Raw genomic sequence first — 22,819 nt, forward strand, 5'->3', positions numbered from 1 at the left:
TTGTGGAAGGGGTTTATTGTTATTTTGTTATTGTTATTGTTATTGTTATTGTTATGAATGCTATACGTTGCTTGATTAGTGTTTTTGTAATGGCAATTTCTGGTGAATTGCCAGAATTTAACAACTGTTATTGAAATAATGAGACCTGTTTATATTAATATTATCTGTTATGATGGGCAGATTATCTGACAGTGTGGAGCTAGGGGTTATGCTCCTGGAAATTAATAACTAAAATCATAATTAATCATAGAAATGTACAGAAAATTAATAAATTATTCAGGTTGCTGATATGTATATATATTATTAATAATCGCTATTGCGTATTGTTGTAAGGTGTTTTGATCAGCTATGTCAGTAAGTGTTAATCATAAGTATTAATATTAATAAGATGTTATGTATTAATACTGATTAATGCTTTGTTTAATTTGATTGAAATGCCGCTTTAGCAGGAATCTGAGTAAATTTTTTCTATGTGACGTATTTAAGATGTAATACACTCCCTTTACTGTAGTAAATGCAGTTTATCTTTTGTTTTTTATCCTTAAATATTATTACGGATGTGTTGCACAAGGTGTAGCTATACTTATTTCTTGCGGAGATTATGTGCAATGTTGTTGTCTTTGTTTTTATAATGCTGTATCCCTGCCCTTTTCAATAGTGGTGAAGCTGGTTGTTTATATGCTGTTTGCTATTTTAACAATGTTTTTATTCAGTGTTTTATCTTTGGTTAAGTGTGGATTTTATTAAAGGTGGTGAAAATATCGATTATTAATTTGTCTGGTCTCTTGAAAGAATATGAGATGTTTGCAGGAAAGCAGTAAAATTCTGGCAGATAGTATCTGATAATGACTTCTTTATATCATAATATGATAGCTATTTTAATTTTGCTGTATGAAATAATCAGGCTTTTTTGAGTCGGAATCTTTTTAGGATAATAATGCTGATTTCCGGCCGTTTTCTTAATCTGAGCCACATTATGATGTTTTGGCATATGCGGATATTTCAGAGAACTCATGTTTATCTCTCCCTTGGTATGGGAGTTGCTGCAGCCGGAATCCTGGCGGAATACTTCAGAAAGGTGTGTTTATTTTTGCTTTTGTTGTTTTTTTGTTAACAGCTTTCGGCTATCATACGCGCGTGGCTTCGGTAAGAAGAGTTTTATTCCGACGGGATACGTTTTTAAGACCGGTGTTTCGTCTGCGGTATCCTGTTTTTTTTGTACGGATGCTATGGACTTTCTTGTAATTTATTGTCTTACTTCAAGTTTATGACGTCTCGCTAGGCGGCTATCATTACATAGCAATATATAATTATGCGAGCAACCAGGCGGCACTGCGGTGTTACCGGTTTCGTTTTTTATTTGAGGCTCTCCGTGAAGAGATTTGTCTAAAATGCGTTTTTTTGAAAATCTGTTGTTTGTAGTACTGGCGCTGGCCATAACAGTAGTTGTTAATCTGACGGGGTATGGTTTTACCGTTCCTGTTCATCTTTCTTTCGAGCTGCAGTCGAATACTGCTGCCGATGTTCGCATTTTCTACAAAAATGACAGTAGCGACCGTTTTATCAGGGACTATTCTGTTTCCTTCACTGCCGAGCAGGGGGATGATTTCCACAGGTATGGGTTTGATCTGCCAAATCTGCGCTCAGTCTCGCAGCTGTCCCTCCTTTTTGATGATTCCGCCACCGGAAATGTCTGTATCCGGGCACTGACCATCCACGGCTACAATCAGGATTTTACCTATAATTTCATGCAGTCGGTGCTTAGCAATATTTCCATGTCCAGCAGCGACGAGCAGGGGGAAAGCGCCTGTTTTGTCTTTTACCAGAGAAGCACCGCCGAACCGGTTTTTTCTGACCGGCCCCAGATTATCACCCAGCGCTTTGATGTTAACTCCATTGTTGACCCCTACAATCCCTGGCAGGGGCTTTTCTTTGTGGCGCTTTTCATAACCTTCAAGCTGGTTTATGGCCTCATAATGCGCATCGGCAGAAGGGTGCCGTGGCGCTACAGTCTTGTCGAGAACGTCAGAGCTCTCATGAATGCCGCCGGATGGATTTTTGTTCTGGTGTACATTTTTGGAGAGGTTATTGATGCCTATGCTCTCCACAACAGAGTCCTCCTGATAGGGACTCTGACTGTTGGCCTCGGTTCCTTTTTCTATACTATTAGAGGTTTCTTTGTCCGGCATGCCCACCTGACCCTGACCGTTCTGGTTCTCGTTCTTCTGATGCTGGTGCGCTATGCAGTGTTCAAGAGCGAAGTTGGTACCATTTACCGTAATGAGTTCATGGGCTATATCCATATTGTCAAGCAGGAGCTCCCGTTTGACGTCGGAGCGGTGCTTCTCATTTCTTCCGCCTGTGTCATAAGAAGAAGGTTTGTCCGCAATCTGATCCTGGTCGCTGTGGCTCTGGGACTGGTGCTGATGTTCCTGGATTACGGTATTAATACCGGCAAGGATACGGATCGTCTTATTTTTACCTCTCTTGATTTTTCCAAGCTGAACTATCAGGATTTTGTTACCCAATCCATTCTGTTCTTCCAGACGGTGCAGGGCCTTCTGACAGCAGTTACGTTTATTGTGATTCTGATAACCCTGTCCCTGGCCTTCGGTAAGAATAAATCCGAAATGGTAATGTCTCCGGCCCGGATCTGGTCTTATCTTTTTATTGAGTGTCTGGCTGTCTGGGGGTATTTCGCTAATATCGGCACCAGCAGCGTTTATGATGACAAGTTCTACAATCTGGTGGAGGTCAATCGCGGCATTGAGAACCTTGATTTCTCAATGATTACCGCCTCCTCCAGCGAAATCAGCACTGTCAAGCAGGGCCTTAATTCCCATAAAAATGTTATCGTTCTGGTGGTAAATTCCCTTTCCAGTTTTGGAAGCCGTCTCTACGGCGGGGAGAATCTGACCCCTAACATTGATGTAATTGCCAATCATAATATCTGGTTTAAGAACTACTATGCCCTGGGCTATGATGATGAAACTGCCAATTATACCTTCCTGACCGGGTATCCCTTCCTTCATAATGGCGTGGGGCTTGAAACAAAGGGGCTCTACGGAAGGTCGCTCCCCTATGTCATGAAGAATGCCGGCTATGCCACCATTATGGCCTATGCCTACAAGCCCAGTCCGGTCCAGAAGGTGCAGTACGATAATTCCGGTTTTGACTATCTGGTGGACTATCTGGATTCCCGCTTCCCGGAAACCGCTCCCCGTTACCGGTCAGACGCTCTTGATGACAAGGTGTTCCTGGGGGAGATGGCCAGGAAAGTGGAATACTGGATGCGCACCGGAGGCAAAAACTTCTTTGTACAGATCATTACCGGTTCTGGAATTGCGCCTTTTGCCGTTCCGGTAGAGAACCGTATTGATCCCAGTCAGAAGGAGTTCAACTTCGACAAGGTAATGCAGTTTACTGATGAGGCGGTGGCTCATTTTGTACAGGATCTGACCCGTATAAACTACTTCAGAAACGGAATTCTGGTTATTACCGGGAATCACAGAGCCTCCATACCCATCAGCAAGAGGGAATTTGACACCTATGGCAGGCTTTCCGTTGCCAGAGTGCCCCTTATTATCATTGACAAGAATGTGAAGACTTTTGTTTCCACCAATGACATTTCCTCCGCTTCTCTGGGAGAAATCATTCAGTATCTGACTCTTGATACGTATTCCGGAAGCTCCCTTCATGTGAATCCGTTTGTAGAAAAGGTTAATGAAACCATTGTCTATCAGGAACTCTCTCCGAGAAACGAAATTCTCATCAAGGAAGGCGATAATGTGGGAACCTTTGTTATTGCCGGAAACCAGTCCGAGATTACCGGTACCCTCAGAAACAAGGATGAGGTGTTTGGGAATATTCTGTCGCTCCTGCGCGATACGGACACTCTTATCAGCAATGTGGAGGAACTTCCTGAAGATCAGCGCTACCGGAAGTCCAGCGAATGGTTTGAGTCAGCCGATCCCAAAAAACGGAACCTGAAATAGGCAGCCGTGGTCTGGTGGTGTTTCATGACTGCGGAGAATAGCACGAATTCGCGTCCTGGCAGTTTCCTGCAATTTCTGAAGAGTTTTTTGCGGGGGGCCCTGCCGGATGCTTTTTTTCTGGCTGTGCTGGTCACGGCCGGCATGGTTCTTATGCTGCCCGGACTTCTCACCGAGGTCAGATTTTCCTGTGAAATCGCACCGGCCCTGCCTGGTGATTATGAGGTTACCGTGGGATATGCCACGCCCCTCAGCAGGAATTATTTTGCTGAAAATACCCGCACTCTGAAGCTGAATTTTCCGGCCGGAGCATCCGGAACTCCCGATTTTCAGAAGATAGACCTGAGTTTTCAGAGCGTGCTTATCACAAACGTCCGCCTCAGCTTTTCGGAAACCACCAGCTTCAGAATTCGGAATCTCAGGCTTGAAGGATTCGAAAGCTTTCGGCTGGAGGATTATCCGGGACTGGATCTGGACTGCTCTCCGGACTGCATGCTCCAAAGACCGGAAAGCAGTCTGATTTACGTGCAGCCGCAGCGGTTTTCTTCCGAAATCATGAGCCTGAAGGCTCATAACGATCCTCTGACAGTTTTTACCGGATTAAACCGGCCGGTGCTGTACTTTCTGTCTTTTCTGGCTTCCTTTACGGTAATTGCGGCCCTGGCACAGTTTTTTCGGATGCATCTGATTCTCTGGTGCTGGGCGGCGCTGCCGGTTATTCTGGGGTATGCCCTGAATCTTGTGGTGGCCTTTTTTCCTGATATTTCCCGGGTTTACCGCAGCGAGTTTTCTCTGGGGGTGCTTAACGTTTTTCATCAGTATGGAGTTTGCTTCTTTATCCTGACAGGATGTCTGATTCTTTCTTCCTGGAAAAGGTTCTGGCAGATCCGCTGGCTGGGTATTTTGCTGTTTTTCCTGTTTTTTGCGGTTAATATCACCGATTTTTTTATCCTGCGGGAGCTTAATTCCAGGCTGACCATTGATGCCGTCCGGAATTTCGGCTGGGATTTTGCTCTGGGAGCGCCGCTGGTCCGGGATTTTGTATTGTCTCTGCCAGGAATTGCGGCGCTGTTTCTGCTTTTCTTTTATGTGCGTTTTGTCAGTATTTCATGTTACGAAAGCAGGAATCCGGAATATCCGGCGCTCTTTTCCGGCAGTCTGGTTCTCCTGGCTGTCGGGCTGCTTGCCTGGGGTGAGCCGAGTCCCGGAAGCACGGTGGATGACTACGATTTTGCCAATTTTTTCACGGTGAATTCCTCAAGACATGAGGTGCGCTATTCTCCGGACAGCCCGTACAGAAACAGTATTCCCGGGGCAAAGGTGATCCCGGGGCTTAATTCCCGCAAGAACGTCATTCTCATTGATCTGGAATCCTTCAGCTCGTATCAGAGTATGTTTTTCGGTGGGTTCAGCAATAATATGCCGGAGCTGGATCGTCTGGCGAAAAGCAATGTCAGCTTCACCAACTACTACTCCAACGGCTATGCCTCTGATGTGGCCAATTTTGCCATTCTGACCGGCTTTCCCTATATAAACGGCTGGCGCGGGGTAACGGACCCGGCATATTTTGACCGGGCGCTTCCCCGGATTTTAAGTGCCAGCGGGTATCATACCTCCGTCATGTACTCCTCCCGAAATGTTTTTCATGCGGACGAGCTCCTCAGGCGGGCCGGCTTTGATGAATTCAGTGATGGCAGTGATCCGCATTATGCCATTTCCGAAAGACTGACCTTTAATTCTGTCCCGGATCGGGATCTTTTTGATAATCTTTATCAGCGGGTTTCCCGCTGGAAGCCGGGTCAGGCGCCATTTTTCACCATGGTGCTGACAGCAACCACCCATGCGCCTTTTCTGATGCCTCTGACACATACCGCTTCCTACGAAGGGACTTTGCGGTACACGGATCGGGAGCTCATGGAGCTGGTCGCCAAGCTGCGTTCCGTCAGGTATTTTGATCACGGCATCATGGTTATTGTGGCGGATCACCGGGCAATGCTTTCCCTGACCCTGGATGAGCAGATGCAATACGGAGAACGGGCTTTGGGCCGCGTTCCACTGGTGATCATTGACCGGTCTCTGGGCAGCCGGGTTTTTCGAAACAGCGTGGGACATGATTCTCTGGGCTCCATTATCAGATATCTGATCCTTGACAGCTCCGAGGTTCAGGAATGGCAGTGCAACCCCTTTGCGGATCCTGACTGTCAGGAGGATGTTTTTTATCAGAAGAAGGGGCCGCGGGATGAAGTGCTGGTATTTCGCGGTAACGGCGATATTTCCCGGATAGCACTGGACGGTGATGCAACGGACATTGTCTCCGGGGCGCGGGAGAACCGGGAGCGGCTTTTGCGCGACGTATACTGGTTCCGCAATGATCCGGAATTCGGACAGAAATAAGGGCGGAATTAAGAAGGGCCCTTTTTTTCCGTTTTTTCCGGAGGGGCCCGTTTTAAAACAGTCCGCCGTTTTCCGGAGAAAAGATCCGGAATCTGGCGTCGAAATCAATGCAGATGTTTTCCGCCAGCATTTCCTTTCCGGGCAGGTCGGAATTCATAATAAAGTTCCGGGATTCCGCTTCTGAGACTCCTCTGGTAATGATATCAGCGTCCGGAGCGTAGCTGATATGCCAGAGCTCCCCGGAGGTGCTGGAGGTGGGGGCGGCATAGGGCCGGAAGAATCCGAATTCCTGCATTCTGGTATCCAGCCACTGCGAAACCGGAGCCTGCGGTCCGGAGCTGTATTCCCGGTTGGTCAGCTCCAGAGCCCCTCCTTCAGGAATCAGATCCGGATCATATACGTCGATGTCCGTGCCGTAGTGATGCCGGGAAAGCCCGGGAACGGCACTGAATACCAGAATAGCCCGGATTAGTTCTGCAGGGGATAGTTTTGTGATATCCAGCGGTTTTTCCTGGCGATCCAGTACCGGTCTTATGCCGGTCATTTTTTCGGTAAAGATGAGCTTCTGCCTTTCAAAATTCCTGAAGGACGAAGCGGCCCGGAGATTTATACCGTCCTTAAGGGCTTCCTTCTGCATGTTCCGGAAGGCCATGCCGGCTCCCGGAGTCAGTCTCACTGCCGGGGCTTCCGGCGACAAAGACAGATGGATTTCCGTGAGACCGTGGATGATGAGCGGAAGATCCTGGTAATGTGAAAATGACGGATACGGAAGATGCGGCATAGAAAACCCCGGTTACATACAGTGGCGGCTCAATCGTTTTTCGGCAGTTTTCAGGTACTGCCGCGGAGAGTATATTGAATTTTGCCCGGGCACTCAACTCCGGGATTAATAATCTGCGATACCGGGGTTACCGGTACCGCTTTTCCCGGTACGGGCTTCAGGCGGGCATATCCGTACGGAAAGGATCTGTTTCGAGATCGTACTTTTGAAATCCCGGATGGTGCTTCTGAAACCCTGATATGCTAGACTGTCTCCCGCGGACTGTTCGGGAACGGGATTCGTGATCAGGGGCTTTTTCCGCCGGGGGCGATCTCCGAAGTCTCAGCAGGAACATTGAGGATTTTTAGCAATGGACATTGATTCTCTCTCGCTCGTTTCCTCATTCTACGGAACTGAAAATCCTCATGATGTCATGGGCTTCACTGATGCCGGAATAATGGAGCGCCGTATGTTCCGCCATCATGTGGCCGAGCTTCTGCAGATTATTAGTGCCCGGCCTCATGCCAGAATGGTTATGGAGCTTTCCCGGTACTATCTCATGCGGGTGTCGCTGCAGGTTGCCATGTTTGTCACCGATCGCATTGTCCTGGTGGGTGATAATGTGTCGGATCCCTGTCTTAAGCAGTATCTCAATGATGACGATATTCTGATTACCGATGTTTTCCGGGGGTTTTCGTGCAATGTTATCGATCTCTTTACCACACTGACGTTCATATCCGATCCGGATCAGGATGAGAGGATTCTTGCCCGGGGGCGTATTCCTGACACCTCCCGGATAACCATTACGCTTTTCGGCGGAGATACCGGGGTTTCTGTAAGGGAATATACAGCGCCGCTGTCACTGATGGAAAGTCAGTGCCGGAATCAGATTCACGGACTTCCCGAGATTTCCGAGGCGCGTGCCGTTGTTTCCACCTTTATTCCGTCCAGCGGCTTCGGATTTTCTCACGGGCTTGTCATGAGCATGCTTCTGGATATTCCGATGTTTGACCGCCGCCTTATCAACGGGGCCCAGATAGCGCTTCTGGGGCTTTCCGATTATGCTCTTATAACCTCCGTGTCCTTTCTTGAAAGTCTGGAGAAGGATGATGTCATTGCAGGATGCCGGCTGGTTCTTGTAAACGGATTTTTCGAGAAGATGATGGACTATATCGCCGTAAGCTCGGTTACGGACTGTCCTGTAGTTGAAAGTCTGGGGACCCTGACGCACGGGGTCATTGCCCTGAGACGCCTGGCCAACGGCAAATCATTTCATTTTGTCAATTCTGTAAGATACCAGCTGGATGAGGACGGCGTGCTTACGTGCAATTCCTGCTTTGATCAGGAGAACTGCTGCTATCCTACTGAATACACGGCGCAGGTGACCGGAAGGGACTTTCTTATCACCGGCCGCCGCAAGAGACTGGTTGCAGTCCGGGGCAAGGATTACAATCTGGATGACATGGAGCAGTGTCTGGAGCGGGCCGGATTCGGAAGCCGGGTGGCGGTTTTTGAATTTTCCCGCTGGAAGGAAAAGGAGAAGTACATCGTCATTGCGGTGGAATCGGAGGAGCTCTGCATGCTTTCCGGCAGTGACGATATAGAGAGCCGGGGACTGGCTGCTGATTATGTTAACGAGATCCGGAATGAGCTGATTATTGGAGGTTATCCCGGGGAATTGTTGCCGCGCAAGGTCAGATTTGTCAGAAAAATAAGTTATAATGAATTTGGAAGACCTGATTACGAGAGGCTGAAAAAGGTGTTTAGCCAGATCAGTCCTGATAAACAAAGATAATATGCCATGAAAAAATTTCCAGATATTCTGAAGACTGTAAAAAGCTCCCGGGAATTGAAGCTGATTTTAAATGTTGGGAAGGATCTTGCGTGGTTTGAGGGGCATTTTCCGGAAATGGCCATTCTTCCGGGAATGGTGGCTGTGTTCTGGACGGAGGAGTATCTGAGAATTTATTTTGCTCCGAATGCTGCCATAAAGTCGGTGGACAACGTCAGATTCATGCACCCGATTTTTCCGGATACGGTGGTGGAGCTGGATATCAGCCTTTCCCCGGAGAACAAGACGCTGCAATTCAAATTCTGCGATCCGGACAGTCCGGATATCTGGATTTATTCCTCCGGAGTGCTCCGGGTGGTATGACGAATCCCGGAACGTTTTTCGGGCAGCCCGGAGTATCGCCGGCACTTAATTCCATGATTGTCGCATTTGTATGAAAAAGATTCAGAATTATTTTTCGTTTTTTTTCCTCATTGTTCTGCTGATTCTCTGTTTTCTGGTCTGCCGCTCCTATGCGGAACGCACTCAGCCTCTGACCATTGATTTTACCACTGCAGATCTTATGAAATACTCTGATCACTCCAGTGGAACCGAATTTTCCGGTACCGAGCTCCGGATCTGGCTTTTTGCCGAGGAGCGTCCGGATCTCGGGGAGGCTTTCCGGAAGCTGGATCAGGATATTCATGGCATTCCGGGCATGATCTGGCTTACCGGAAGTGACCGGCAGCAGGGGTTTATTGCAGCTCTGAAAAAGCTTAACTACTACCGGAGTGTGGCCGGAAATACCGAGAAGGGGTTTTCTGAAAGGCTTAAGGAGCTTCAGGCATCGGGGATTGGCACTGAGGAAATGAACCGGATTATGGCGGAAGACCCGCTGCTTCTGGATTACGCCTTTCCGGTGTCTTCATTCTTTCTGAATCCCGAAGGACGTCTGATTTTTAAATCGAATCATTCCAGCCTTTGCGATGCGGATCTGTGTACTCTTTATTACGGCGAGCTTTCCCAGACCTCTGATCTGGAGGCGGTGGAGCACACCGCTCAGGAGCTAAAGCGCGTCAAATCAGAATACGAAAAGGCCGGCGGTCATATCACTGTGTTCAATCCGGTGCAGAAGAGACATGATTTTTTCCGGGTGGCCGAGAAAACTCTGCTTTATGCCTTTCTGGCAGTACTGGCCGCTTCGGGAGCGGCGCTGTTCTTTCTGTACCGCAGCGTCCGTCCCTTTGCGGAAATGCTGCTGGTGCTGGCGTTTTCATACGGTATTTCCATTATGGCAGTCTGGGGATTCCTGGGGCATCTGCACGTGATGACTCTGTTTTTCAGTCTGGCATTCTGGATCCCCGGCATTGATATTTATCTTAATTTCAACAATGCCCGGGAATCAGGACGCCTCAGACGGAATCATATTGCCGGAGTTTGGGTCAGTATGCTGGTCACCGTTGTCATTTATGGTGCCATGGCTCAGATCGGCTTCAGGATTTTCTCCGAACTGGCGGTGATTGCGCTGTTTTTTATTTCCCTTTTCTGCATTCTTTACGGAGGACTGGTCTTCCTGCCTCCGGTGGCATATCGCGGCCGCTATGGCTTTTATCGCCGTATTAGGGGGATCCGGCGCTTTGTCTCCGTCAGGGTGCTTGCCATGCTGCTCGTTTTCGGCATTGCCGCAGTTTCCCTGTACGGCCTTACTACGGCGGCTGACGGCATTATCTTCAACTATGCCAGGGAAGGCGCCGCAGACAAGATGGCCCGGATCGCCAGCGGTGGCCGGGATCTGACTGTCTATTCGGTTACTGCGGGTTCGGATGAAATTCTGGACAGCAGGCTGAGCAGACTCCGGGAGTGGCTGGACCGGGAGCTTCTCGAAAAGAGAATCGGATACTATATTCTTCCCTTTGACATGGTGATTTCCGAAAACGTGGCCCGGCTCAACATGGAGAGAAACCGGGAGCTTTATGTGAAAACTGATTCCCTGCGGGAACAGGCCGGTCTTGCGGGAACGCTTCCTGAAATTCCGGAGGAGGAGTTCAGGTCTCTTATTTCCGCATTTGCGGCAGATCCGGCACTCAGGCTGTTTTTTCCGGAATCGCCCGGCAGCAAAAAGGCCTCCCTGGTGGTTTTCCGTGAAAAGCCGGGGTTCTACAATTCTCTCCGGAACGAGTTTGCCTGGGTTGAGTCTGACGATCAGGTTTCCAGCTACGTGCGCGGCATTGCGCCCCAGAGTGCGGACATTATTATCCTTATCTCCCTGGTCTTTGCGGTGATGGCGGCCGTTATCTATGCGGTGAAGGGCGTCTCGTCGTTCATCGGCATGACACTCCCCGTTTTTGCGGGACTGGGATTTTCCGCTCTGGTCATGACGTTTTTCAGTTCCGGACTTTCGCTGTTTTCCATACTGATAATCCTGCTGGTGTCCGGTATTACCTTTGATTTTGCAGTTTTCTCCAGAAGAGCCGGCCGGCACCGGGATCGCCGGGCGGGGATTACCTTCATAGTTTCGGTGCTGATAAGCGAGAGCATGTTTGCATTATTTCTTTGTTCCGGGGTGCCGGTGTTCCGGATGACCGGGGCAGTGATGGTTTCCGGGATTACCGCCGGGGCGGTCACTGCGCTGCTGTTAAACATGTTTATTCTGTTTTCGGGAAGAGGAAGGCTCAGATCCGTGTCTGCAGGAAAAAAGGCTCCTGAACCGAAGGATCTTCCACCGGAAGCCGGCAGTCCCGCATGATTTCCGGGGCTGTTTTCCGGTTCTCAGGCGCCAGATTTTCCGGTGCGGAATTCAAAAATCCCGGTGTAAAATTGCGGACTTGAAAAAATACGTGTAATATTGAAGTCATAAGGTCTCCGCCAGGCCGTTGTTTATGTCGCGCCGTTAAGAATCCCTGATGTCTGCGGCTTTCGTTCGAAATTGCGGGGGGGTATGAAAAAGTTTGTATTTCCAATGTCCGTTGAGGACTGCATTATTAATAGAACTCCCAATTTGCTTCTTGATACCGTTGACAATGTCACCTCCGATATGGTCGTCTGCAGAATGACCGTGGGATCCCGGGACAGCGTGGCCTATACTGAGGAGAAGGAGCTTCCGGTGATGGCGCTTCTGGAGGTAATGGCGCAGACCATGAGTGTCTGGAGTACCCTTAACCAGTCGTCACGCACCGATCATAAAATCAGGTTCGGGATCCTGGTGGACATTTCCCGCATGATAGTCACCAGGAACAGTCACCTTCCCCGGGGCATGTCGCTGGTTATTACCGCTCATCTGGATCGTCAGGAACGCGGCTATGTGCGTTTTTACTGCGAGGTCAAGGATGAACTGGAGAACGAGATTATCGCTACGGCCCGCATGACCGGTCTTGTTCCCAGTGATACGCAGATTCACGATTTTGTAAAGCATACGGAGCTGAACCGTCTCTGACCTGCCGCATTTCCTGCCAGAACCGGTGTTTTACGGACAGGCAAAAGGAACGCAGGAAAACGGGACGGCGGGTTTTCTTTTTTCTTTTTGTGCAAATTATTTTGATTTGCGGTTTGGTGCCGCAGATCTGGATAAAGAGTTTAATAAAATGACTACCAAAAACAACAAGTCCCCGGATCAGGAAGAACCCAAGGACGAAAAAATAGCAGCCCGGGATAAAGCTCCGGGGAGAACCGCAGAAACGGATCGGAACAAGGCTGTAAAAGTCTCGGGGAAACGCGGTACTGGCACTTCCGGACGAGTGAAACACCGGACTTTAAAGTCCGCAAATAATGGTACTCCCGATATCATGGAGCTGGTCAGGGAGCTCAGCTTATCTGAAAACAAGCGCACGAATGATGAAATAGCTTTTATAAATGAAGGAATTCAGGCCTACAACAGCCGTGATTACCAGAAGGCTCTGGAGATCTTTTTGCGGTCCTGTGATCAGCATGATTACCGCAGCTGCTATTACATCGGTACGATGGCGCTTGCCGGAAAAGGAATGAAAAAGGATTCCCGGAAAGCCCTGAAATATCTGGTTCAGGGAGCAAAATCCGGCTGTCTGTGGTCATTTTTTCAGCTGGGAGAGATGTACCGTGCCGGTGACGGCGTGCCCCAGGATACCGACAAGGCCAACAGATTTATGCTGGATCTGGCGGACCGGATCTTCTGGGAGGAGGGGGCGGTTCTTCTGAGTGATCCCTATCCGGAGATTATGTTTACGGCCGGAGAGATCGCCGGTCAGGGGCTGATCAGCGGAACGGAAAAGGATCCGGATCGGGCTCTGGATTACCTTCTCAAAGGGCGGGATTTTCTGATGCAGCGGTTTTATTTCGGCACTGATGAAATTGACCCGCAGGATATTGATCTCATGGACAGCATTGTGCTGGAGCAGTATCGGAACATCGGTTTTGATACAGAAAACTTCGGTATTTTTGATCTCCTGCAGCTTTTTGTGGATTTTCCTGTTGCAGTGACCTTTGTGTATAAGGGACGGCTGCAAAAGGTGTCGTTCATCCCCTCGGCGTCCGGAGGCTCGGTGGTTCTGAACGGTACCGCATATGAAGACGTTTTTGATTTTTTTCAGCGTGCCCGGCTTCCGGACGGTGCCTATGTCACCCGTGCCTGCCGGGAGCTTTATCTTTTTGAGATTCTTTCTCTGACTCCCGAAAACCGGCAGCTTCTGACCGGAGGCCGTCCCTGCGTGTATCCGGATCTGGAAAGAGAGTACGAAGAGGAATGCGACACTTTTGAAAGACTGGTAGCGGAGCAGGCAGCTGGAGGCTGAGCCCCGGGGAAAGCAGCAGCTAAAAATTAAAAAATGCACTGCCGGAATGCGAAAATTGTTCCGGCATTTTTTAGCCTTCACTACATCAGCGCAGTGCCAGACGGATTAGCTCTGTGCCAGATAGTCGTAAAGATTTTTAAGTCTTTTCAGGCATTCCGGGTTCTGGCGGTTCTTTTCAGCAAGGTCGTTGAGTCTGAGAATGAAATCGTCTCTTTTCCCGGCGATGCGTTCCCGAACAAGTTCACCGTAAAGCTGTGCATACTGCTGATCCAGGAGCTCCGGAGCAGTGGTGTAGAGATAGTCCAGCGCAAGATGTCTTAGCTCTCCGGAGAGCCCGGGGAGCAGACTCAGGAGGCGGCCAGGCTCGGTAGAACCTGCCGCTATTCTGCAGTACCCGGGATGTTCCGTCAGCACATCCAGAGCATTAAGTCCCTCAGTGCTGCCACAGCTCCGGATCTCTGTCAGAGCTTCCTCGGAGGGAATTGCCGCCAGGCAGGCCTCCTCCCGGAATTCCTCCTGATTCATAAGTCCGGTAAGGAGGGCGCTGTTCTCCCTGATGCCTGCTGATGCTATGCCATACTGATCCAGCACGTTTCGGGAAACGGTGCCAGCCGGAGAAATCAGAATATCACCACGGTCATATAGTTTTACAAAACCGTCGCCTCTGTTTTCGGGATCTGCCGGGGATCTGGAAAGATCCCACACCAGAATGCTGCCGTCACTGGCGGAAAGAAGCGGCGTGAACATCATAAAGCTGTTTTCCCCCAGGGCTGCCAGTATCTTTGCGGAGGCAAACGGCACAACTGCTCCAGGGAGGGACAGCAGAGATGCTTTCAGAAAATAATCCAGCAGCCGGGATTCCCGCTGATTCAGAAGGCCCAGGAGGCCGCGGGCACCGGAGAGCTGGGTTTCCGGGCGGCCGGTGATTCCCTCATAGGCTTTTTTTAGATTCCGGGAGGCTGACTCTGGCCAGATTCCCTTGTAAAGGGCGGCGGCCCGCACCAGACTTCTGGCGGAAACGCACTTTTTATTCCGGATGAGATCCGGGAGCAGCAGTCTGAGAAACAGCTTTTTGAGAGCCGTAAGAAAACGGAAGGAGGTAAGTACTATGATGTCCGCTCCGGGATCTTCGAAGATGGCTCTGACCTTTTCCCTGAGTTCCGGAAGCGGTTCGGCATTGTTCAGCATTGCCACCGGATCCTGCGGCAGTGCTGCGGAGTATTCCGGGGCCGGAAAAACTCCCGCCCGGGGAGGAATAATCACTAGCCCCCTGTTTCCGGGAGCTCCGGCAGGGGGACTGTCCGGGGCTGACAGGGCATATTCCAGGGCCAGCGGCTCGTAATTTTCGTTAAGAGGCAGTAGGTGCAGAAACAGCATTGACAATCACCTGGATATCTGAACGGCTGGAAATGACCGGGATTTTCAGCGGAACTGGTTGGCTTCCGGAGAATAGGAAAATCCGGCCCGGGCAAGAATTTCCTGGAGCTTTTCCATGTCAATATCATGGATTTTGCAGAATTCTTCAAGATCGATATTCTGGTCTCTGAGCTCCATGTTAACTCCGGAATACAGGATGAAGGGATCCATATGTTCGTAATTGTCGAATATCATAAACTATAAAAACCTTACTGTTAAAACACCGGGTTCGGAGGGTTCCGGAACCGGGCTCTATGTGGTGCGGACACGGAGGAATTTGGAGGCGGAATACCGGCGGGAGCATCACATAAAAACGGAGACTGGAATAACCAGTCCCCGGTGATTTTCAGAAAAAAAAGCCCCTTTGTCAGGATGTCCGGCTGTCCGCTAGCTGCCGTAATCGATGCGGATGGCTCCGGCAACCTTCTTGCCGTCGGCTACTGCCTGCTCTGTAGTTTCGCCCCGGGTCAGAACTACGCCCAGCCGCCGGTGTCCATGGATTTCCGGTTTCCCGAACAGTCTTACCTGGGAGGACGGGCACAGTCTCATGGCTTCCGGAACATTGTCGAAGGCGATGTTGGCGGAATCTCCGTCTCCGAGGAGCGCCACCGAGGCTGCGGGGCCGGAGGTCAGGATCTGGCCCACCGGGAGTCCCAGCAGGGCCCTTACATGAAGGGCGAATTCGCTGAGATTCTGAGAGATCATGGTTACCATGCCGGTGTCGTGAGGACGTGGCGAAACTTCGCTGAACAGCACCTCGTCGCCCCTGATGAACATTTCAACTCCGTAGATGCCGTAGCCGTCCAGAGCGTCCACAATTTCCTTGGCATAGTACTGAGCCTTGACCAGCAGAGCTTCCGGCATTTTCTGGGGCTGCCAGCTTTCCTGATAGTCGCCGTTTTCCTGGCGGTGTCCGATGGGTGGACAGAAATGAAAGCCGTCTACGGCATGCACGGTCAGCAGGGTGATTTCGTAGTCGAACTTCAGGAATTCCTCAATGATTACCTTCTGCTTGTGTCCCCGGCCTTCATCATGGGCTACCTGCCAGGCCTTTTCGATATCGGCGCTGTCCTTGATGACGGACTGGCCTTTTCCGGATGAGCTCATAACGGGCTTCACCACGCAGGGGATGCCGATTTTTTCAACTCCGGCTCTGAATTCTTCCAGGGTTTCCGCAAAAACATACCGGGATGTGGGGATGCGGAGCTTTTCGGAAGCCAGGGTGCGGATCCCTTCACGATCCATGGTGGTTCTGGCGGCAAAGCTGCTGGGAACCACTTTTATACCCTGCTCCTCGAATTCCCTGAGCCTGTCAGTGGCAATAGCCTCGATTTCCGGAATGATGTAGTGCGGCTTTTCCTCGGTGATGACCTTTGCCAGCTCGTCTCCGTTCTGCATGTCGATTACATGCGAGCGGTGAGCCACCTGCATGGCAGGGGCGTTGGCATAGCGATCAACACCGATAACCTCCACGCCCAGTCTCTGAAGCTCAATGCAGATTTCCTTGCCCAGTTCCCCGCAGCCCAGAAGCAGTGCCCGGGTGGCATGGGGAGTATAAGGAGTTCCCAGCATAAGATTTTTTCCTTATTTTTTGTGTTATGAAAACCCCGTAATCGGGATAAAATTTCCTTAATTATAATGATTTGAGCTCCCGCATTCAATGCTCCGTGTCATAATTGCCGTGTCTGGCCGGGGCTTCGGAACGCGTGTCCGGGGCCTCTGGAGGCGCCGGAGAATACCGGTTTGGAGAATGGGGCGGCATGCCGATCCCGCGTCATTCACATTTTTGGCCAAAAATTGAGGCCCGGATAACATTATTTTTTCCAAAGTCTCTATAATTGTGGGCTGAGCTAAATTAGTAACAGCGATGCAACATTTGTAAATATTCAGAACAGGCAGATACCAATCATGAAGATGTTTTACAGAAAAGCGATGGCCACGGCCGTAATCAGCGGACTCTGTCTTTTTGCCAGCGGAAATCCGGCTCTCGCGGCAGAAGATTCCCGTTCACAGCCGGAGAATGCCTTAAATCCGGCAGCTTCCGATCCGGTTCGTGACACTGCCGGATCTGTCCAGGCCGGTGGGAAATCTGCAAATATCGCTTCATCGGGAGAGGCATCCTTCAGTCCCTGTCTTCTGAATCTGAAGAATTACCGGCTTTCGGACGCAATAGCTGAAGAGTGTCTCAGAGAGGCTGAAACCAGCGAAGCTTCTCCGGAGCTTCTTTATACTGTGGGGATCTGGTATATCAACGGGGAGCACGATCTTTTTGTAAACATTGCTCCGGATGAAAGAAAGGCCCGCCATTTTCTCTACAATGCTGCCAAAAAGGGATACCGGGATGCCAGGGAGGCCTATGTGATTACCCAGATGAACCGGAAGGCCAATGACGGTGTGGACACTAAAAGCGTCGCCGAAAACTTTTTGAAGGAGATGGCCGCCGATACTGCCGATGACGGTTATTTACGCTACGTGACCACTCTCAAGGCGGTGCATCGTCTCAAGAAGGAGGATGCCGACCGGGTAAAGGCCATGGCCGATAATGATGATTTCAAAGCAGCTTTTGTTTATGCCGATATTCTGCAGAGCAGTACTGGCAGCATGAAATCCCAGGCTGACGTCAATAAGGCCATGAAGGAAGCCGAGCATTATTATAACCGGGTGCTTATGCACTACCGTGACCGGCAGGACGAGGAAGCCAGATCCTATGTAGCCAGGGTGTACTGGAACCTGATTGCCTATTATGTCAAACTGTCCCAGATTGATCAGTACCATGAACAGAGCCAGAAGGCTGTTATCAGCTATCTGGAGATTCTTGCCAAAATGGGAGATCTCATAGCAGCTTCCAACCTGGCTGTTTCGCTGCATGTCGGCGACTGGGGGGTGCATGATGACGATGCCGCCTATGCCTGGACCACCTGGGTCAGGAAATGTGCTCCGGGCTCCATTTACAGTCAGGGACTGAAACGTGTTTCCAGGGATCTTACTCTTAAGGTGCCGGTTGAGGAAATGGACAGGCGCCGTGCCAAGGCCGGGGAATATACCCGAGATGCCATCTGTCTCGAAAAGAATCTGCCGGTGCGTCCCGGTGATATGCCTGAAGGACTCTCTGCTCCTGCGGAAGGTGCCGGGGTCAGTGATAATTCGCCGGAGTCCGCGGGCGGAAAGTAGAACCAGATAATCGGAACGTTTAAATGAAACTTTCTAAAATAGCTCAGGCGATAATTATGGCTACAGCCGGCAGCATGTTTCTGGCGCAGACCTCTTCGGCTGAGTCAGCAGATTCCGGGACCAGTCAGCCCGGCGCTGAAACTTCAGGGACTCAGCTTCAGCTCCCTGAAAATTCCGGTACGGAGTTTTTTACCAAGGAACAGGAAGAGGAGATCCTGAAGCATCGCCGGAAGGGACGTGTTACCTATTCGGAAGTGCGTATCGGGCAGCCTAACGAAAAGATCACAAAACAGTTTCTCGACGAACACAATTATCAGCCCGACAGCCCCACAAAGGAATATCGTCCGGTTCTGGTAACCGGGACCGAGGACTGGCGACCGGATTCTCTGCCTGTCTCCAAGGAATCTTCCAAAGGCAATAAACCTGGCGTGAAGCCAGCCGAAAAGCCTGCCGAGAAGCCTGCTGAAAAACCAGCTGAGAAGCCTGCTGAAAAACCAGCTGAGAAGCCTGCTGAAAAACCAGCTGAGAAGCCTGCTGAAAAACCAGCTGAGAAGCCTGCCGAGAAGCCTGCCGAGAAGCCTGCTGAAAAACCAGCTGAGAAGCCTGCTGAAAAGCCTGCTGAAAAGCCCGCTGAGAAGTCTGCCGAAAAGCCTGCTGAAAAGCCTGCTGAAAAACCAGCTGAGAAGCCTGCTGAGAAGCCAGCCGAAAAGCCTGCTGAAAAGCCTGCTGAGAAGCCTGCTGAAAAACCGGCCGAAAAGCCTGCTGAAAAGCCTGCTGAGAAGCCTGCTGAAAAACCGGCCGAAAAGCCTGCTGAAAAGCCTGCTGAGAAGCCTGCTGAAAAACCGGCCGAAAAGCCTGCTGAGAAGCCAGCTGAAAAACCGGCCGAAAAGTCTGCTGAGAAGCCAGCTGAAAAACCAGCCGAGAAACCAGCCGAAAAACCGGCTGAAAAGCCTGCCGAAAAAACGGCTGAGAAACCGGCCCCTAAACAGAACAGCGGGGTTTTCCCGACAAGAGATGGCAAGATTTTCGGGATGGAGGCGGATCAGTTCTCGGTGGAAATTCTGAAACGGGAGGTAGTGGCTCCCAAAAAGGATCTCCCTGCTGATGCGGTGGTACGCGCCAGTTCATCCTTCGATGATGAGTTTGAGAAGACGGATCCCGAGTCAGAAGAAAAACAGAATGACGAAGAGGATACAGAAAACGAGCAGAATGCCGCGGAAAATGAAAACAAGCCTGAGGATTCCGACTGGGAAGCAGATCTTTCCGGAAAAATTCCCGAAAATGGCAGTCAGAGCTTTTCTGCCGCTAATGAAGCCGCAACTGAAGACCCGGTTCCGGATGATGAGGAAGGTGCCGGGAAAAATGCCGGGGAGAGTAACGGTGTTCAGTCCCCTGATTCCGATTCGGCTCCGGAAACGGAGGAGCAGTCTGGTTCTGCGGATGATGATAGTACCGCTCAGGAATCTCCCGAGTCTCCCGCTCCCGCACAGTCTTCTTCCGCTCCTGAGGTGCCTGCAGAAACAAAATCAGGTGCTACGGAATCTTCCGCTTCTGATCTGAAACAGCCCGGGAGCGTAACCGAGTCCGAGCTGGCTGCAAAGTTTCCGCTGCCTTCAGAGCCCGTGAAGGGCGAATGTCCGGCAGCCCCGGAACGGAAAACCGCAACCACCGTGAAGGTGGGACCGGGGCAGGGCTTCGCCTCTGTTCTGAATCTGGTTATGACTCCGGAACTTCAGGCGGCAGGCGTTACCAGAAAAATGGCGGGCGCGGCCCTGTTCCGGAGGAATTTTTCCTCCTTCAGTCATGTAACTCCGGTGTTCCCTTTTGCGGACAGCGAGCTTAAGGTTCCGGGGGCTGAGGAAATGCTGAACGAGGATCCGGCTACCATGGATTATCTGAATGCGGCGGAGGGAGTCAGGATTACCCGGGATTCCATTCCGCTTACCATTTCCGAAAAAGCGTGCCACGATGCCGAAAAGGTGTATAACTCCGCAAAAACGGAATGGGAAAAGCAGGTAAGTGAGGTTAAAACAGCAAGAAAGCGTTATCTTGAGGAGAATAATCTCACACTGGAGTAAATCTTGTCCAAATGGTTAACACAATTCAGGTCTTTGCGATATCATTTGTTCTGCTTTATTTTGCTGGGCTCGGCGGCGTGACGTTCTGGACCTCCGGGCTGTCATCATCTGTTGCCGTGTCTGATGAGCCGGAATTCAGCCTTCGCGATGTCTGGGATACTCCGGAGCATCTCCCAAGCGATCTTCTGGTGATGCTGCCGGCGGATTTTGAGAGAGAGAACCGGGAACGGAAACTCATTCGGGCCGCATTTGACAGGAAACGCACGGTGGCGCGCCGGGTTTCCAGTATCACCCGGGAGGAGATGCTGCGAAGTGCCAGCGGCAGCCAGCTTGATATTCGTGGTCAGCGGGTGGTTGCCAGAAATAACAAGGGTCAGAAAATTCAGGTAAAATGGCTCATTGACTGATGATGCCGGTGTCAGGTGCATGGTATGTTTGTTGCACGAATGCTGAGTGCCGTTGCATTGCTGTTAGTTTTTTGCCGTGTGAAACCATTCTTTTCATCACAGGTACCGGGGATGCGGCCGCTTCGGGCATGACTGGCTATGAATTCAGGCAACAAACGATTGCCATGAACTTTGGGAATAAATTATGAAACTGCGTAAACTGACTCAGGTACTGATCCTTGCCGGCGGAATGACGAGTTTTGCCGCCGGCCTGGTCTCGGCCGAAGAATTCGGAGTGGAGATGAGAGGCCCGGGCGGTGTCAAAAAACCGGCGCCAGCCGCAACTGACGGTGTTCGGAGAGCGTCATCCACCGTGGCGGACGGAAGTTCCAGAAAAGGGACCGGAAAAAAACGCGATACAGCATCTTCCAAAAAGGACGATGCTCCCAAATTCAAGGATCCGGATAAGATCTGCAAGCTGAAAACCATCCCTGACATTGCTGTACCCGAGGCCAAGATTCCGGTAATTCCCGAGGCGGAGCTTATGAAACCCCGGGAGCTTCATGCCGTAAAGCGGGGTGAATCATTTGCCAGCCTTATCCAGTATGCCCAGAACGATGATCAGTCTTTGAATACGGATCAGATTTATGCTGCCATTCTCCGTCTTAATCCCAAGTCCTTCCGCGGCACAGGTCCTCTTGCCGATGCCAGAATTCAGATCCCCGGAGAGGCACTGATCAGACTGGAGAATCCCGAAAGCGGCAAAAAGGTCAGAGAGTCTCTCAACAAGGGGCTGGTAGAGAAGGTCAAACTTCCGGATCTGGAGCTTCCCTGGACGAAGGAACAGAACGAGATTGCCGCAATAGCAGCGCAAAAGCAGAAGCGGGATCAGGAACAGGATCGGCTCAACAAGGAATATGAAACCTGCCGGAATCACGTTATTGCCGAAAACAACAGAATCAGGGAGGCTGAGGAGGACCGGAAACGCGCTGCGGTGGAGACCGCTGACATTTCCAGTCCGGACATGATGATTCAGGATGATCCCGGCCAGAATGTTTCCGATGACGGCAAGCGTCATATAACACTGGTGGATGAGAACAAAAAATCCGAGAGCGCCTCCGGAGTTTCCGGAACCAGCGTGTCCGGTTCCACCCTGACACTGACCTCCGGAAGTGCCGTGGGAAAGAATTCCCAGGGCAATGCGGTAAGCGGCGGAGCATCCTCTGAGGAGCTTAAAAAGCTGCAGTTCCGGGTGGATGAACTTGCAGAACATCTCGGCCGGGAACGGAGTGACAGCGAGCTTAGGATTCAGACTCTCCGGGAGGAGGTGGAGGCTCTTAAGTTCAATCAGGAAGTCCTCATGAAACGGCTGGAGGCTCTGGAGAAAAATACCTCTGAGGTTTCCGGCAAGAGCAGTGACGACAATGGCATGATGATTTTCGTATTCACGCTCATGGGGGTGATCCTGCTTTCCGGCATTGGCTTCGGAGCTTATCTCCGCATCAAGCAGAACCGGAAGAGAAAGGCAATGCTCTTTGATGAAGACGACAACATCATGGAGGGTACTGACGATCTCAATGTGCTGGATTCTCTGGGAGGGGATAATATTGATGATATCTCCGGTTCCCGGCAGAAGGAAGTTTCCCTGAATCCGCCGCCGCAGCCCAAACCCCGGCCGGAACCGCAGCCGGCTCCTCATCCTGTCGGCGATCTTAATGATCTTGATGAGGAAAGCTTCAGGCAGTCTATCAAGGTTCCGGATTTGGAAAAACCTGATGAGGGGATTCCTGAGGCCTCTTCATCTCCTGACCTGGTGCCGCCGCGTCCTTCCTCAAGACATGAGCAGCCGAAGCCAGAGCCGGCCCCTGCTCCAGAGCCCGATCCTAAAGAACAGGAAGAGGCTGCCCGGGCCATGGGTATTGATCTTTCTATGGACGGTGAGGCTCAGGATGCAGCCATGGATGAATGGGCGGCGGCTCTCGGTGAACAGAAGAAAGAGGAACAGAAAGGAACTGAACCGAAATCCGATGCCGATGTCATGAATGAATGGGCGGCGGCTCTCGGTGAACAGAAAAAAGAGGAACAGAA

General features: G+C 50.8%; 15 protein-coding genes. 11 read left to right on the forward strand and 4 right to left on the reverse strand.

Annotated elements, in window-relative coordinates:
* Positions 1-1,391 precede the first annotated feature (1,391 nt).
* Entirely contained in the window at positions 1,392-3,995 is a 2,604-nt protein-coding gene (locus F557_RS0108610; protein ID WP_019001832.1) for a sulfatase-like hydrolase/transferase, read from the forward strand.
* A 24-nt stretch (positions 3,996-4,019) separates the two neighbouring features.
* Entirely contained in the window at positions 4,020-6,386 is a 2,367-nt protein-coding gene (locus tag F557_RS0108615) for an LTA synthase family protein (protein ID WP_019001833.1), read from the forward strand.
* Positions 6,387-6,438: 52 nt separating this feature from the next.
* Here F557_RS0108615 and F557_RS0108620 read toward each other — a convergent pair whose 3' ends face one another.
* Positions 6,439-7,167: a M15 family metallopeptidase gene (locus F557_RS0108620; RefSeq protein ID WP_019001834.1), complete on the reverse strand. Its 729-nt coding sequence runs from the start codon at positions 7,165-7,167 to the stop codon at positions 6,439-6,441.
* A 349-nt stretch (positions 7,168-7,516) separates the two neighbouring features.
* Here F557_RS0108620 and F557_RS0108630 point away from each other — a divergent pair, with 349 nt between their 5' ends.
* The 5 genes from F557_RS0108630 (at position 7,517) to F557_RS0108655 (ending at position 13,680) form a co-directional block, all read left to right on the forward strand.
* The gene (locus tag F557_RS0108630; protein WP_019001836.1) at positions 7,517-8,941 is read left to right on the forward strand and encodes a hypothetical protein; all 1,425 of its coding nucleotides are present in this window, start codon (positions 7,517-7,519) and stop codon (positions 8,939-8,941) included.
* 6 nt (positions 8,942-8,947) lie between these two features.
* Positions 8,948-9,301: an ApeI family dehydratase gene (locus tag F557_RS0108635; protein ID WP_019001837.1), complete on the forward strand. Its 354-nt coding sequence runs from the start codon at positions 8,948-8,950 to the stop codon at positions 9,299-9,301.
* Between the two features lie 70 nt (positions 9,302-9,371).
* Entirely contained in the window at positions 9,372-11,663 is a 2,292-nt protein-coding gene (locus tag F557_RS0108640; RefSeq protein ID WP_019001838.1) for an MMPL family transporter, read from the forward strand.
* Between the two features lie 192 nt (positions 11,664-11,855).
* Positions 11,856-12,350, forward strand: a complete 495-nt coding sequence (locus F557_RS0108650; protein ID WP_019001839.1) for an ApeP family dehydratase — start codon at positions 11,856-11,858, stop codon at positions 12,348-12,350.
* Between the two features lie 148 nt (positions 12,351-12,498).
* Positions 12,499-13,680, forward strand: coding sequence for a tetratricopeptide repeat protein (locus F557_RS0108655; RefSeq protein ID WP_157617795.1), 1,182 nt, complete (start codon positions 12,499-12,501; stop codon positions 13,678-13,680).
* 105 nt (positions 13,681-13,785) lie between these two features.
* Here the strand turns inward: F557_RS0108655 and F557_RS0108660 are convergent, their stop codons facing one another.
* The 3 genes from F557_RS0108660 to purT form a co-directional block, all read right to left on the reverse strand.
* Complete coding sequence (locus F557_RS0108660) at positions 13,786-15,057, reverse strand: hypothetical protein (RefSeq protein ID WP_019001841.1); 1,272 nt, start codon at positions 15,055-15,057, stop codon at positions 13,786-13,788.
* 45 nt (positions 15,058-15,102) lie between these two features.
* Positions 15,103-15,291 carry a DUF4250 domain-containing protein gene (locus F557_RS19360; RefSeq protein ID WP_044142699.1) on the reverse strand — a complete coding sequence of 63 codons (189 nt, stop codon included), beginning with the start codon at positions 15,289-15,291 and terminating at the stop codon, positions 15,103-15,105.
* A 192-nt stretch (positions 15,292-15,483) separates the two neighbouring features.
* A complete protein-coding gene (gene purT / locus F557_RS0108675; protein ID WP_019001844.1) occupies positions 15,484-16,668 on the reverse strand; it encodes a formate-dependent phosphoribosylglycinamide formyltransferase in 1,185 nt (394 codons plus the stop codon).
* A 336-nt stretch (positions 16,669-17,004) separates the two neighbouring features.
* Between purT and F557_RS0108680 the strand changes: the two genes are divergently transcribed.
* From F557_RS0108680 to F557_RS22685, 4 genes are all read left to right on the forward strand, one after another.
* On the forward strand, positions 17,005-18,267 hold the full coding sequence (locus F557_RS0108680) for a hypothetical protein (RefSeq protein ID WP_019001845.1): 1,263 nt from the start codon (positions 17,005-17,007) through the stop codon (positions 18,265-18,267).
* 23 nt (positions 18,268-18,290) lie between these two features.
* Positions 18,291-20,345 (forward strand): hypothetical protein, encoded by a 2,055-nt coding sequence (locus F557_RS22965; RefSeq protein WP_211209520.1) that lies wholly within the window; start codon positions 18,291-18,293, stop codon positions 20,343-20,345.
* A gap of 11 nt (positions 20,346-20,356) precedes the next feature.
* On the forward strand, positions 20,357-20,752 hold the full coding sequence (locus tag F557_RS0108690; protein ID WP_019001847.1) for a hypothetical protein: 396 nt from the start codon (positions 20,357-20,359) through the stop codon (positions 20,750-20,752).
* Positions 20,753-20,936: 184 nt separating this feature from the next.
* A partial coding sequence (locus F557_RS22685) for a hypothetical protein (RefSeq protein WP_044142701.1) occupies positions 20,937-22,819 on the forward strand: 1,883 nt, incomplete at its 3' end.

Origin of the sequence: Succinimonas amylolytica DSM 2873, from assembly GCF_000378405.1 — a bacterium.
In the GTDB taxonomy this organism is placed as follows: Bacteria; Pseudomonadota; Gammaproteobacteria; order Enterobacterales; family Succinivibrionaceae; genus Succinimonas; species Succinimonas amylolytica.